The 13,887-nt window shown below is 43.7% G+C and carries 12 protein-coding genes; 11 read left to right on the top strand and 1 reads right to left on the bottom strand.

The genetic code is table 11. From position 1 onward, the window contains the following. The first annotated feature begins 144 nt into the window (after positions 1 to 144). From V6C11_RS09825 to ldhH, 5 genes are all read left to right on the top strand, one after another. Positions 145 to 630, top strand: coding sequence for a hypothetical protein (locus V6C11_RS09825; protein ID WP_333530983.1), 486 nt, complete (start codon positions 145 to 147; stop codon positions 628 to 630). 344 nt (positions 631 to 974) lie between these two features. Then, entirely contained in the window at positions 975 to 1,748 is a 774-nt protein-coding gene (sigG, locus tag V6C11_RS09820; RefSeq protein WP_333530981.1) for an RNA polymerase sporulation sigma factor SigG, read from the top strand. Positions 1,749 to 1,853: 105 nt separating this feature from the next. Next, positions 1,854 to 2,123 (top strand): YlmC/YmxH family sporulation protein, encoded by a 270-nt coding sequence (locus V6C11_RS09815; RefSeq protein WP_333530980.1) that lies wholly within the window; start codon positions 1,854 to 1,856, stop codon positions 2,121 to 2,123. Between the two features lie 216 nt (positions 2,124 to 2,339). Continuing rightward, positions 2,340 to 2,897 carry a LutC/YkgG family protein gene (locus V6C11_RS09810; protein ID WP_333530979.1) on the top strand — a complete coding sequence of 186 codons (558 nt, stop codon included), beginning with the start codon at positions 2,340 to 2,342 and terminating at the stop codon, positions 2,895 to 2,897. A 13-nt stretch (positions 2,898 to 2,910) separates the two neighbouring features. Further along, positions 2,911 to 5,055 carry an L-lactate dehydrogenase (quinone) large subunit LdhH gene (gene ldhH / locus V6C11_RS09805; protein WP_333530978.1) on the top strand — a complete coding sequence of 715 codons (2,145 nt, stop codon included), beginning with the start codon at positions 2,911 to 2,913 and terminating at the stop codon, positions 5,053 to 5,055. Between the two features lie 216 nt (positions 5,056 to 5,271). On the opposite strand, the gene splB is transcribed toward ldhH, so the two are convergent. Next, positions 5,272 to 6,330, bottom strand: coding sequence for a spore photoproduct lyase (gene splB, locus V6C11_RS09800; protein WP_333530977.1), 1,059 nt, complete (start codon positions 6,328 to 6,330; stop codon positions 5,272 to 5,274). Between the two features lie 271 nt (positions 6,331 to 6,601). Between splB and nrdR the strand changes: the two genes are divergently transcribed. The 6 genes from nrdR to hyfB all read left to right on the top strand — a co-directional run bounded on the left by nrdR (position 6,602) and on the right by hyfB (position 13,885). Continuing rightward, the gene (nrdR, locus tag V6C11_RS09795; RefSeq protein ID WP_333530976.1) at positions 6,602 to 7,078 is read left to right on the top strand and encodes a transcriptional regulator NrdR; all 477 of its coding nucleotides are present in this window, start codon (positions 6,602 to 6,604) and stop codon (positions 7,076 to 7,078) included. Then, on the top strand, positions 7,079 to 9,109 hold the full coding sequence (gene nrdD / locus V6C11_RS09790; RefSeq protein WP_333530975.1) for an anaerobic ribonucleoside-triphosphate reductase: 2,031 nt from the start codon (positions 7,079 to 7,081) through the stop codon (positions 9,107 to 9,109). A 189-nt stretch (positions 9,110 to 9,298) separates the two neighbouring features. Further along, positions 9,299 to 9,817 carry an anaerobic ribonucleoside-triphosphate reductase activating protein gene (nrdG, locus tag V6C11_RS09785; protein WP_333530974.1) on the top strand — a complete coding sequence of 173 codons (519 nt, stop codon included), beginning with the start codon at positions 9,299 to 9,301 and terminating at the stop codon, positions 9,815 to 9,817. Positions 9,818 to 10,047: 230 nt separating this feature from the next. Further along, complete coding sequence (locus V6C11_RS09780) at positions 10,048 to 10,710, top strand: GntR family transcriptional regulator (RefSeq protein WP_442886062.1); 663 nt, start codon at positions 10,048 to 10,050, stop codon at positions 10,708 to 10,710. A gap of 96 nt (positions 10,711 to 10,806) precedes the next feature. Beyond that, positions 10,807 to 11,568 (top strand): sulfite exporter TauE/SafE family protein, encoded by a 762-nt coding sequence (locus V6C11_RS09775; RefSeq protein ID WP_333530973.1) that lies wholly within the window; start codon positions 10,807 to 10,809, stop codon positions 11,566 to 11,568. A gap of 331 nt (positions 11,569 to 11,899) precedes the next feature. Beyond that, entirely contained in the window at positions 11,900 to 13,885 is a 1,986-nt protein-coding gene (gene hyfB / locus V6C11_RS09770; RefSeq protein WP_333530972.1) for a hydrogenase 4 subunit B, read from the top strand. Positions 13,886 to 13,887: the final 2 nt, after the last annotated feature.

Raw genomic sequence — 13,887 nt, 5'->3', positions numbered from 1 at the left:
TGCTTGAATTCAGCACTGTATTGTTTCTTATGCTTTCCCATTAAACAGTTCCTCCTAGTTAGTTTTAATTTTACACTAAGCTAGGAAAAATCTCTATTTTGGTTGTCCTATTTTTATTCTAGCAGCAAGCTTCCGAAATCCTATATGCAACATATGATATTTAATGTTATTCATTGTTTACGAAATGAAAGACTTAATATTTGTTTAGGGGAAAATACAAACCTCCATCCTCTTAAAATGACCTTTAAATTATCAAGGGCTAGGGCTGACAAACAAGGAGGGGTTCATACAGATACGGCTGAGAAGATTAGAAATCTAACCAAGCAGTCAGATTCTGTACTAAATGAATCAAAGCTGACTACTGATGATTTGAATTTTGTCGCATATAAAATTGTAAATAATCCTAAAAGCAATTCATATTACCAGTACGACTATGCACATTTCATTGAAAACGACCTTATTTTTGTTGTATTAGAAACAAAAACAGGGTTTATCCATTCTAACAGTGGTAAATTGATGTTGGAATTACGCATTGAACAAGGTGTCAGCCAATATGACTATGATAACCAAACTCTTTTATTTATTGATTATTTAGCTTCCTTAGATCTGTATTCTAATGACGAGTATTAAATACAAAGAAATTGGCAATAGAAATGTTAAAGCCTTGGGGTCAAATTAATGATGGCCGTGGTTATGGTTTGGATTGCCTTTTCCCAATCCTATATTTCACGGTTGGAAAAAAGGTTATAAAACGTTTAAAAAAGAAATTCATCGTATGGAATAAAAATTTTAAAGGATAGGAATATTGAGAAAAAGCCTCAAAAACACACATTAAAGGTGGTTTTTGGGGCTTTTCTGTGGTGTTTGATCATGTATATAAGAAATTTGCCAAGGTAATAATTAACCTGTAAGGACAACAAAATCCATTACCACTGGTACTGCTGGTATTCGAAACAACGTTGGGGGGCCGATAAATGCTGGTCAACAAAGTCGAGATCTGTGGCGTTAACACATCTAAATTACCCGTGCTCAAAAACACTGAGATGAGAACTTTGTTTGAAGCAATGCAGCAAGGAAATAAAGATGCCAGAAGCCAGTTGATTAATGGCAATCTCAGGTTGGTATTAAGTGTTATTCAACGATTTACCAATCGTGGTGAATACGTGGATGATTTATTTCAGGTCGGCTGTATCGGTCTAATGAAAGCCATTGACAATTTTGATTTGGGTCAAAATGTTAAATTTTCCACCTATGCGGTGCCCATGATTATTGGGGAAATTAGAAGGTATCTCAGGGATAATAATCCCATTCGGGTAAGTCGTTCCCTCAGGGATGTTGCTTATAAGGCGTTGCAGGTAAGAGATAGCCTGGTTAATAAGTATTCCAGGGAACCTTCTATCAATGAAATTGCCGGTGAATTAAAAATGCCCCGGGAGGATATTGTTTTTGCCTTAGACGCCATTCAAGAACCCATATCATTATTTGAACCCATATACCATGATGGTGGGGACCCGATCTTTGTCATGGATCAAATCAGTGATGAAAAGAGCCTTGATTTGAGCTGGCTTGAAGAAATATCCATACGAGACGCCTTAAGAAGATTAAGTGATCGGGAAAAGCATATTTTAACCCTGAGATTCTTCGAAGGTAAGACCCAAATGGAAGTTGCCGAAGAGATTGGCATTTCCCAAGCCCAAGTATCACGTTTAGAGAAAGCAGCCTTAAATCACATGAAAAAATTTGTTTAATTACAAATCAGCTGATCACAAAAAAAGAGCCGGAGAGGCTCTTTTTTTGTGCAGAAGTCAATGAACCTTGCATATAGATTAATAATAGGATAGGAGGTGGCAGGGGTGATTAAGATTTCTGACCTGCGGGTAAGAGAAGTTGTCAATGTAGTCGATGGCAGAAGACTAGGTTTAATTAAAGATTTTGATATTGATTTGGATGCGGGTCGTATTGCCGCCATTATTTTACCAGGACAAGGTCGATTCTTAGGGCTTTTTGGTCGTGAGGATGAATTAATCGTGCCTTGGGATAAAATAAAAAAAATTGGCGTTGATATTATTTTGGTTGAAGTATCACCCTATCAAACCAATCGGGAAGATTCCTATCGTTACTAGGAAAGAAGCAAGCTTAAAAATTAAATTGTCAGAAGAAGGTGACTTGTCTATAAAAGGATTGCTTTTTATTAAAAATTCTAATATACTTTCAGTATAGTTAAAAAATTTAAAAACGAGAAGGACGGAGTATTTGTTTTAGTATAGCTTATGGTTTTTTAGTTTAAATGGTCAGACCATCATGCCAAATTACCACAAAACATTTTAAGAGGTGTAATTATGAACGCCAAAACGTCTTACGATGCCTTATACAAAGAATTTAAAGAAAAGGCAGAGGCATTAGCTGCTGAGGTTTATCGGGTTTCGAACACAGCAGAGGCTCAACAACTAATCAGTAAGTTAATAAATGATCTGAACGTAGCTAAAGCTGTCTACGCCCCGTCAGAATTAGTGAACGCTGTTAATATGCAAGAGATTGGCACCACCACGGGTGCTGTTATGACCTCTGAGAATTTACGTCAAAATGCGGCTGATGCAGGATTAGGTATTTCCCAGTTGGACTATGCAGTGGCAGAGATAGGGGCTTTGGCAGGCAATGCCACTGGCATCGAGAGTAGAATGGTATCTATTTTGCCGCCTGTTCACATGGCGTTGGTACCTACAGCTAATCTTTTACCCAATCTAGTAGCAACCATCGCCACCTATAACAAGAACTTGGGAGAACTGCCTCGTTATTTAACCTTTGTCAGTGGCCCAAGCCGTACCTCTGATATTGAACGTGTATTGACCATTGGTGTGCACGGGCCAGGCCGATTAATTATTGTATTTATTGACTAAGGGGGCTTTAAAAGTGTCGACAGGAAATTTAAAAAAAGACATACAATCAGCACTTAATAATGATAACCTGACTGGTGCCCTTGGTCGCTTTGGTGAGGCATATATACCAGCCAGGGAAAAGGCCTATGAAGGTAAGGATTTTGAAGAATTACGTCAAAAAATAAGCAATTGCAAACGCAATGCTGCTGAAAATATGGACCGATTGGCAGAAAAATTTATTGCCCAGGCTGAAAAAAATGGCGCCATTGTATTTCGGGCCAAAACGGGTGATGAAGCAAAGGAATACATTGCCCAAGTTGTCAAAAAACATCAAGTAGAAACCATTATTAAGTCCAAATCAATGGCTTCCGAAGAAATTCACCTAAATGATTACCTACTAAAAAATACGGATGTGGCGGAAGTTACTGAAACGGATCTGGGTGAATGGATTATTCAACTTTGTGGCCAGCGTCCTTCCCATATGGTCATGCCAGCAATCCATATGACCCGCGGCGAAGTGGCAGATATCTTTGCCAAAGAAACCAACCAGAATTTAGAACCGGACATTGCTAAATTGGTTAAAGTGGCCAGGGAAAACCTGCGCGACAAGTTCCTCAAAGCGGACCTGGGTATTTCCGGAGCCAACATTGCCGTTGCCGAAACAGGTACCCTGGTTATGTGTACCAACGAAGGGAATGGCCGCTTAACAACAACCGTGCCGCCTGTCCATGTGGTACTGGTGGGCCTAGAAAAACTGGTAGAAAAGTTTGAAGATGTAGGTCCCATTTTAGAGGCATTGCCTCGCAGTGCCACCGCTCAAAAACTGACCACTTATGTAACCATGATGACGGGTCCCGCAGCAGCCATTGATCGGGCTGGCAATTTAATCGAGCAGAAGGAAATGCATATTGTCTTGATGGATAACGGTCGTACCGAAATGCGCAATGACCCTATGTTTAAGCAAGCTTTACAGTGTATTCGCTGTGCCTCCTGCTTGAATGTTTGCCCTGTCTTCCAGCAGGTTGGCGGTCACGTCTACGGTGACGTTTACACAGGTGGTATTGGCACGATTTTGACTGCCTTTTTAAACAGCTTTGAAAAGGCCGGGGAACTGCAGAACCTTTGCCTGCGCTGTGAACGCTGCAAGGCTTTTTGTCCTGGTAAAATTGACATTCCGGCATTGATTGCCGAACTACGACGACGTACCGTGAAAAAAGAAGGTTTGCCCATGGGTCAAAAACTCATTTTAGAGAAGGTATTGACCAATCGTAAATTGTTTCACTCTTTAATTCGAACGGCTTCTTTAGCCCAGAAACCCTTTGTCAAAGGAAATGTGATTCGTCACCTGCCGCTTTTCTTCTCTGGCTTAACGGAGGGGCGCAGTTTACCGGCTGTTGCTGCCACACCACTCAGAGATAGGATTAGCCGCTCAGTTCCCACGGGTAAGCCTAAGGCCAAGGTTGGGTATTATGCTGGCTGCCTGGGTGACTTTGTATATCCTGAGCAGGGTGAGGCTGCCTATAAGGTTCTCAATAAAATGGGTATGGAGGTTGTCTTCCCCATGGAGCAAACCTGCTGCGGTATCCCCGCAACCCAGATGGGGGCACCGGAGGTAGCTTTGACATTGGCTAAACAAAACATTGAAGCCTTTGAAAAAGAAGGTTTAGACTATATTGTTTCTCTTTGCCCCACTTGCGTTGAGGTATTAAAACATCACTTTGTTGATCAGTTAAAAGGTGATCCAAATTGGCAAGCCAGGGCTGAGAAATTTGCCGCTAAAGTGATCGACTTCTCATCCTTTGTGGCCAATCACGGTCAGGATTTGCAATTTAATAAACTTGGCACCAAGGTAACCTACCATGATTCCTGCCACATGAAACGGTCCTTAAAGGTATGGCAAGAACCCCGCGCACTGCTGAACAAAGCGGGAGTTGAATTAATAGAAATGAAGGGCTGCGATGATTGCTGTGGCTTCGGTGGTTCTTACTCAGTAAAAATGCCCGAAATATCCAAGGCCATCCTAGAGAAGAAGATTAACAATACCACTGCCACCGCTGCAGAAGTACTGGCCCTAGACTGCCCCGGCTGTAAAATGCAAATTGCCGGCGGCTTAGATGCAAAGTCTAGCAATATCCAGGTAAAACACACGGCAGAGCTATTGGCGGAAGCCATAAAATAAGCACCAAAGTACCAACGGGGTCCGGCTTGCAATCCTTGCAGGCCGGACCCCGTTATCACGATTTGTCTGTTTTATTTTCGTACTCAAAACGTAGCTTCTGTTCCGTACAGGGTTTGTGTGCGTCTTGACAATCACCGTAGATACAGGTGGTACCCACACAGATAAGGCATTGGGATTCATTGGGACATTTCATACAGAAGTTACCTCCTTTTATCTTTATACTAAATACTCTACCTTAGCAGAAGGAAAGTATCGATCCACCATACCCTGCATAAATTCTTTAACCTCTGCCAGGTTCTCTTTGGGATAAACATACTTGCCATAGCCGAATTGGCCATATTTAAATTGCCTTGTTTCTTCGTTCATATCCAGTTGAGATTTTGGAAAGATATTTTCAATATTGCTTTTGGCCCGTTGGGTGAAGCGGTGGGTAATAAACTCAAAGGTTAGATCCCGGCGGGACAGGGGACCCAACACGCTGTTTAGTTCCTCAAAAAGCTCCAGATATCCCTGCTGCCAGCCTTCATAAAGGACAATGGGTGCTACTAGAAAGCCCAGTGGATAACCAGCCTGAGCTGCCTTCCCGGCGGCCTCAACACGCTCGAACATGGTGGGGGTATGATGCTCAAATTGCTTAATGACATAAGCTGCATTAAGGCTGAACCGAAAGCGGGTATGTCCATTATGTTTGGCATCCAACAAAGAATCTACATCCACAAATTTCGTTACAAAACGAAAACGACCCTGCTCTTGTTTGCCAAAGAATTCAATGGCTTGTTTTAGTGCGCCTGTATATCTTTCCACAGGGATGGGATCCGATGTTGCTGCCCCTTCAAAAATCGTTTCCCGGGGTAGATACTGGTCAATATAGTCCTTGGCCCGTTGCAATATTTCTTCGATGTTAACGTATGCCCGGATATATGGCTTCTGCCCGAGATTTGTTAAGAGATAACAATATTCACATTTACCAGGACAACTGGTTACCAGGGGAAGCTGATAATGGGCAGAGGGCTTGCAGGTTTGAAATTCCCTGCCTTTTCGTACACCCAGCACCAGGGTTCGTTTTGATTCTAGATAGGCCTCCTGGGGTGTCTTGCCCGGTATACCTGTTACACGATTGTGAGAACCAGTTGTAGTTATGGGGATACCCTCAGACCTAAATTGCTCCATCAGGCGTTGGCCTAATTGATACGTCAGGGCGGCCGGCTCAATAAAAACTCTTTTTGGAATAAAAATGTGACGGTCAGTTGGTTTTTCTAACAATATTTGTGTCATTTAGTGTCTTCCTTTAATATTTTTTTAGCTATTTTTGAATTTTTAATAGTATCTCCCAACCCAAGCAGCCAGTCTAAGATAAAAATTTTCCTATCCATACAGAAATCGGAGAAAAAGAAAGTTATGGACAAATCTTTCCGTGTGGATAGTCATTATAACAGATAAATGGAAATTGACTCTCAACATATGGTATTTTATAATTGTTTTCACCACAACATCCTGTATGTCGGGGTGAATTTGGTGGAAGAACCAATGTCTAAGGGGTGACGAAATGAACTGTCCCTTCTGCAATTTTCCGGAAAGCCGGGTTCTGGATTCCAGGCCAGCCGACGAAGGTAATAGCATCCGCCGCCGCAGGGAATGTGGTGAATGTGGCAAAAGGTTTACCACCTATGAGAGGGTGGATGAACGCCCACTGGTTGTGGTGAAGAAGGATGGACGACGGGAGGTTTTTGATCGAACCAAATTACTGGCAGGATTTATGAAGGCCTGTGAGAAAAGATCTGTGCCAGTCCAGAAAATTGAGGATACCGTCCATCATATTGAAAGGGAATTGCGAAGCCAGGGAGAGTTGGAGATTCCGAGCCATGCTGTGGGTGAATTAGTGATGAGCAGTTTACTGGAATTAGACCAGGTGGCATATATTCGCTTTGCTTCGGTTTATCGACAGTTTGGTGATATTTACAGTTTTCTTCATGAAGTAGAGAAGTTGTTGAAAAGTAAGGAAGATAAAAAGGGGGCCCAATAGATGTTTACAAAGATTAAGAAAAGGGACGGCCGTGAGGTTATATTTAACGAAACTAAAATTACTGAGGCAATTTTTAGGGCGGCTAAGGCAGTTGGCGGGGAGGACCGTCAAACAGCCATGGAACTTACCCTTGAAGTCTTAAAAATGCTGAAGAAAAAATACAATGGCAATGTTTTTGGCGTTGAAGAAGTACAGGATATGGTGGAAAAGGTGCTCATTGAGTCTGGTCATGCCCGCACGGCCAAGGCCTATATCCTCTACCGTCATAAAAGAACACGTCTGCGGGACGCGAGAAGTGATTTAATGGATGCAGTGGAGGAAATCCTAGGGGAAACCAACAGGGAAAATGCCAATGTATCGAATTCCCCCTCCGCTAAGATGCTGCAAATCGCCAGTGCCGCCAGTAAAAAATATTATCTAACAAGATTAATCCCCGAAGAAATGTCCCAGGCCCACGCCCGAGGGGATTTACATATTCACGATTTGGATTTTTATGGAAAAACCCTCACTTGTATCCAAATCCCCTTAGGCAGACTGCTCAAGGAAGGTTTTAATACCGGACACGGCTATATCCGGCCGCCGAAGCGGCCCACCTCAGCCACTGCTCTAGCCGCTATTATTTTGCAGAGTTCCCAAAATGATATGCATGGTGGCCAATCCTTTGCCTTCTTTGACCGGGATATTGCTCCCTTTGTGGAAAATGCCTCCGATGAAGAGACCTATCAGGCGATGGAAGCATTGATCTATAATCTGAACAGCATGCACAGTCGGGCCGGTGCCCAGGTACCCTTTTCCAGCCTTAACCTGGGGACGGAAACCTCCGAAGAGGCCCGCAGGGTAACGAAAAACATCCTGTTGGCCTATGAGGCTGGTTTAGGCCGGGGTGAAAATCCAATTTTTCCGAACATCATCTTTAAATTGCAGGAAGGCATTAACTTAAACCCAGGTGATCCCAATTACGATTTATTCCAGTTAGCTATTCGGGTATCATCCAAACGCTTGAATCCCACTTTCAGTTTTATGGATTCCTCCTTTAACAAGGAGTATGGTGATCAGGTGGGTTATATGGGTTGTCGGACCAGGGTCATGGCCAATCGTAAGGGCCCAGCGGTCACGGATGGCAGGGGGAACCTATCCTTTACGACGCTTAACCTGCCCCGTATAGCCATCAAGGCAGAACGCAACCTGGAAAGATTTTATAGAATGCTGGACGAAACCTTAGATTTAAGCTTCCGTCAACTGTATCATCGTTTTACCGTGCAGGCGAAGCTAAAGGTCAAGGATATGCCCTTTGTAATGGGTCAGGGGCTATACCTGGGCTCCCAGGGCCTAAATCCCTGCGATACCCTTGATGAGGTCATTAAGCATGGCACGTTGTCACCCGGTTTCATTGGTTTAGCAGAGGCGTTGGTAGCCCTAACAGGGAAGCATCATGGACAAAGCGAAGAATCCCAGGCTTTGGGCTTAGAAATAATCTCCTACCTGCGGCAGAAGGTTGATGAAGCTTCTGAGAAGTATGATTTGAACTATACCCTGCTGGCTACTCCGGCGGAAAGTGTCTCCGGTAGATTTGCCAAACTGGATCGCAAGGAGTTTGGTATTATTCCCGGTGTAACAGATAAAGATTATTATACAAATTCCTTCCATCTTCCCGTGGGTCACCCCATTGGTATCTTTGAAAAGATTTCCTTGGAAGGTCCTTATCACAAATATTGCAATGCCGGCCACATCAGCTACATTGAAATGGCTTCACCACCGCAGCATAACCCACAGGCTGTGGAGGCCATCATTAAGCATATGAAAGCCAGCGACATGGGCTATGCAGCCATTAACTTCCCGGTGGATTACTGCACTTCCTGCAGTGTAACCGGAATTATTAACGAGGATCATTGCCCACGCTGTGACTCACCGAATATCCGTCGGGTTCGCCGTATCACGGGATATCTGAGCACCGTTGATCGGTTCAATGATGCCAAGGTGGCGGAACTAAATGACAGAACAACCCACGGGGGCTTTGATCCCAGGGGTTAGATAAATTCAAGTGCTATGGGGACGGTTCTTTTGACAGCGTGTGGATTTGTCAAGGAACCGTCCCTATGACACAAATACCGATTATCCGCAAGGGCATGTCGGGGTATCGATAGCACCTTGCAAATTGGGTGGGTTTATGTTTCAATCAAAGGTTTACGAAATTATTTTTGTACTACAGGTGGTGGAAAAATGAGTATAAAACTGCGTCTGGGTGGGATTACTGCCAATAGCGTGGTGGATGGTCCTGGGTTGAGAACGGTGGTCTTTCTGCAAGGCTGTCCGCGTTACTGTGCGGGTTGTCATAATGAAGAACTTCTAAAGCCCGAAGGTGGCAGGGAAGTAACCATCGAAGAGGCTGTGGAAGAAATAAAGACTATGATTTCCCCTTTGACCCAGGGTGTTACCTTCAGTGGTGGTGACCCGCTGCTGCAGCCGGAAGCCTTAGCTTGTTTGGTTAAAGAACTAAAGGGGTACTTTCCTAGACTGGATATCTGGGTTTATACAGGCTACCGCTACGAGGAGGTAAAGGCTCTGCCGGTGTTTGAGCAAGTGGATGTGCTGGTGGATGGCCCCTTTGTTCAGGAACAAAAGGATTTGGACTTGGTCTTCCGGGGTTCTGCTAACCAGAGGCTGATTGATGTGCCCAAGACGAGGCAGACCGATCAAGTGGTAGAGTGGCAACTGCCAGGATGGTTAAGAAGCAAGTAATGGGAAATTATAAAATATAAGATTAAGCCATCAGCCTTTGGCTCTTTATCCATGATTTGTTCAGGAGTTGCCTTAGGCTTGGTTGGCGAAAGGCTAACAGTGAATGGCTTACAAGGGTAAATATGTCAATTTGAAGCAGGAATATATTTTTTTTAATTGAATATGGTATACCAGTATACCAATATGGGAAAGGAGGGGTACTTATTCTAAGAGATCATCCTTTGCAACCGGTGGCAAGTGAGGCTTACCCTCAGATTAGGGATAAGGTCTACGAGCAGCTTCGTCAGGCTATGCTGAAGGGTTCACTGAAACCAGGGGAACGTTTGGTAGAGCGCAAACTGGCCGAACAACTTGGCGTAAGCAGAACACCCGTGAGGGAAGCCATTCGGATGTTGCAGTTAGAGGGCTTGGTGGTTCATCTACCGAGGGTAGGTTCTGTGGTGGCCCAGGTTACCGACGATGAAGTAGTGGATATTTATAGAATAAGGGCAGTCTTAGAAGGATTAGCTGCACGAATGGCGGCGGAAAAAATAAACCCGACACAACGGCAGCAATTAACAAATTTGGTGGAGACAATTGAGGAACTGGCAAAGGAGAGGGACTTCGATCGCCTGGAAAAGGTTCATCAGGAATATAACGATTTAATTTACCAGGTAGCGGGTAGTATGCGCCTCTATGGAATGATTACTACCCTGGTGGACCATATCACCCGATATGCAAGGGTTGGCTACTGTCATCCCGGGCGCATGGAGGAGGCCACCCGGGAACACAGACAATTAGTAGAAGCCATAACAATGCGGGACGGTGCCTTGGCGGAAAGGGTTGCCAGGGAACATATTGATAATTCCAGACGAGCTTATTTTAGTGAAATTGCAATTAGAAGTAAAGTCTAGTGTGATAGGTTGTGCCAGAGTAGTAAAAATTATAAATAGCCTAAAACCAAGATTATCTTTGGCTGACGGCGAATGATTAGTACCGGAGGTAATGCAATGACAACGAATATACTGATTGGTTTGGCAGCGGGTTTTTTTGGCGGACTGGTTGGGCTGGGCGGCGGCGTGATTATGATTCCACTGATGGTGGGGGTCCTAAAAATGAATCAGCATATGGCCCATGGTACCAGTCTTGTGGCATTGATTTTCACAGGGCTGGCAGGTGCCGTCACCTATGGTTTAAATGGCTCAGTTGATATCATGGCGGCCGTGCTTTTGGCTTCCACTGCTGTCTTTACTGCCAGGGCAGGGGCGCGTTATGCCAATGCTCTGCCTGAATGGAAGCTGAAGAAAGCCTTTGGCGGGTTTTTGGTTTTTGTCACCATAATGTTACTGATCAAGCCTTACCTGCCTCATCTCTCAGCCACTACAGCGGAATGGGTAAAAATAGCGATCTTGCTCATGACAGGGTGTTTTACCGGTTTCCTCTCCGGCATGATGGGGGTGGGTGGGGGTACCATCATGGTGCCTTCAATGGTGTTATTGCTTGGTTTCACTCAGTACATGGCCCAGGGCTGTTCCCTTTTGGCCATGGTCCCTGTGGGAGCAGTTGGGGCTTATACCCATTGGCGGTTAGGGAATGTTAGTACCAGTATCCTATCAGGATTGGTGCCAGGTATTCTTATTGGCACATATCTCGGTGGGTCCCTGGCCCATATCCTACCGGAGGTGGCTTTACGCATTATCTTTGCCATTGTGATGATTCGCACCGGGATAAAATATTTAAGAACACCTAAGCCTCAACCTGATGTGGCCTAGCGCAACAAACCCCTTGGCTTTCTGTCTGCCAAGGGGTTTTTAATTTGTGATAATTCTTTGCGGGGAATTTTATTGTTTTTTGCAAGGCTGTATTTGTCACTATGTATTTGTCATTATGGTTAAGTTGCTATAACATGCATAGTTTATATACAATTAAATGATTTTAAGGTGTAAAATTGTCGCTACATATATTGACATAAAAGTTTCGATATCATTGATTAATGTTGGCTAATAAGTGTTGGAGCATTGTTGTTTATTATAAATATTAGGTGTATGATGATGGTGTTGATTGCTTTGCTTGTATTTTTCAACTTTAATGGGAGGCCTTATCATGTTCAGTGACATACAAGGGAATTTAATGGTTATAATGATGTTGCTTTACCTAATTGGAGCGTTGCTACCATTTTTATATAAAGGTAATGTAAGGTTATCCCTTGTTACAGGATGTATCACTGGGGTTATTGCTAGTTTGTTGGGGTTAGGTTTAGGGATTGAAGCTCTCTTTAGCATGGAAGCAGTTAAAGTAAGCTTTGGCCAAGTTTTACCCGGGGTAGAGCTTACGGTTCAAATTGATCGCTTAAGTGGTTTCTTTTTAACCACCATCTGTCTTGTAACTTTCCTAGTTGGTTTTTATTCTTTGGGTTATATGAAAATCTACCGTCATGAGAATATCACTTGGTGGAATTTCTGTTATAACATTTTTATACTATCCATGATCCTGGTAGTGACGGTGAACAATGCCATCGTTTTTCTTGTTTTCTGGGAGGTAATGACGTTAGCCTCTTATTTTTTAGTTACCTTTGAGTATCGTTCGCAACAGGTTCGTAAAGCGGGTTTTATTTACATCGCCATGACCCACCTGGGTACGGTTTTTATTATAGGTGCCTTTTTAGTCATGGCCAAGGGATTTGGCGGTTGGGGTTACGAAACGCTGGCAAGCAATAGTGCCAGTCTGAGTACGATCGATAAAAGCATCGTCTTTCTTTTGGCACTGGTTGGTTTTGGTACCAAAGCGGGAGTAGTCCCCCTTAATGTATGGTTGCCCTTGGCTCACCCCGCTGCGCCCAGCAATGTCTCTGCTGTTATGAGTGGAGTAATGATTAAGATGGCTATTTACGGTATGATCCGTGTAATTATTGATATACTAGGTCCCGGACCTGCTTGGTGGGGCGGTTTAGTTTTAACGATTGGAATTATCTCGGCAGTTATTGGTGTGATTTATGCTCTGATGGAGCATGACTTAAAACGGCTGCTGGCCTTCCATAGTGTAGAAAATATAGGAATTATCTTGATGGGTATCGGGACAAGTCTTGTGCTTTATGCTTGGTCAATGCCTGTTCTTGCCGCCATTGCCTTGGCAGCGGGGCTTTTTCACGTATTTAATCATGCCATATTTAAGAGTCTGTTGTTTCTTGCCACTGGCTCCATTTATTACGCCACCCACACCAGGGATATTGAAAAATTAGGCGGCTTAATTAAAAGAATGCCACAAACGGCACTGCTATTTTTAATCGGGGCAATTTCAATATCTGCTATTCCTCCCTTCAACGGTTTTGCCAGTGAATATCAAATTTATCAATCCTTATTAAATATCTCTTACCTTAATGTGTCAGGATTTTGGAGCATTGCCGGTATCCTTGCCTGTGTTGCCCTAGCCCTAACCGGTGCCTTAGCTGCGGCTTGCTTTGTTAAAGCCTTTGGTATATCTTTTCTTGCCTTACCTAGAACAAAAAAATCCGCTAGGGCCAGAGAGGTTCCACTTAGTATGAGGCTTAGTATGGCTCCCCTGGCAGCATTCTGTTTAGTACTGGGAATCTTCCCCCAAGTGGCGATGAATGCCCTCACAGGAGTTGCCAGTCAATTGGTTCCTGGTTCGCAAGTACCTGAGATCACAACCTATAACTTTACGTTAGCCTTGGTACTGATCGTCACCGTGCTCATGTTGTTAGGTTTGAGTAGATTGTTCGGTGTGCAACGGGTAAGAAAGTCTGAAACCTGGGGCTGTGGTATTGAGACGGATGCTACGATGGAGTATTCCGCAGCATCCTACTCCCAACCAATCAGACGTGTTTACCGTGGCTTACTGCAGCCACGGCGAAAGATAAAAATAAGAGGCAAGGCATTGCCTTATTTTGGTTACAATATTTATTTTGAGGAACATGTCAAGTCGATGATCAGGGAGTGTTTGTATAGTCCTTTAAGAAGGTTAACCATCACTACTTCAAAAAAATGGCGTTGTATTCAAAGTGGTAACATTAATTTATATTTGAGTTATGTTTTTCTAACTTTGGTAGTTCTTTTAGTTTGGGTTAGGTAGGT

The organism is Desulfotomaculum sp. 1211_IL3151 (genome assembly GCF_036763075.1).
GTDB lineage: Bacteria > Bacillota > Desulfotomaculia > Desulfotomaculales > Desulfotomaculaceae > Desulfotomaculum.
This window is presented reverse-complemented; position numbering and strand designations above follow the sequence as displayed.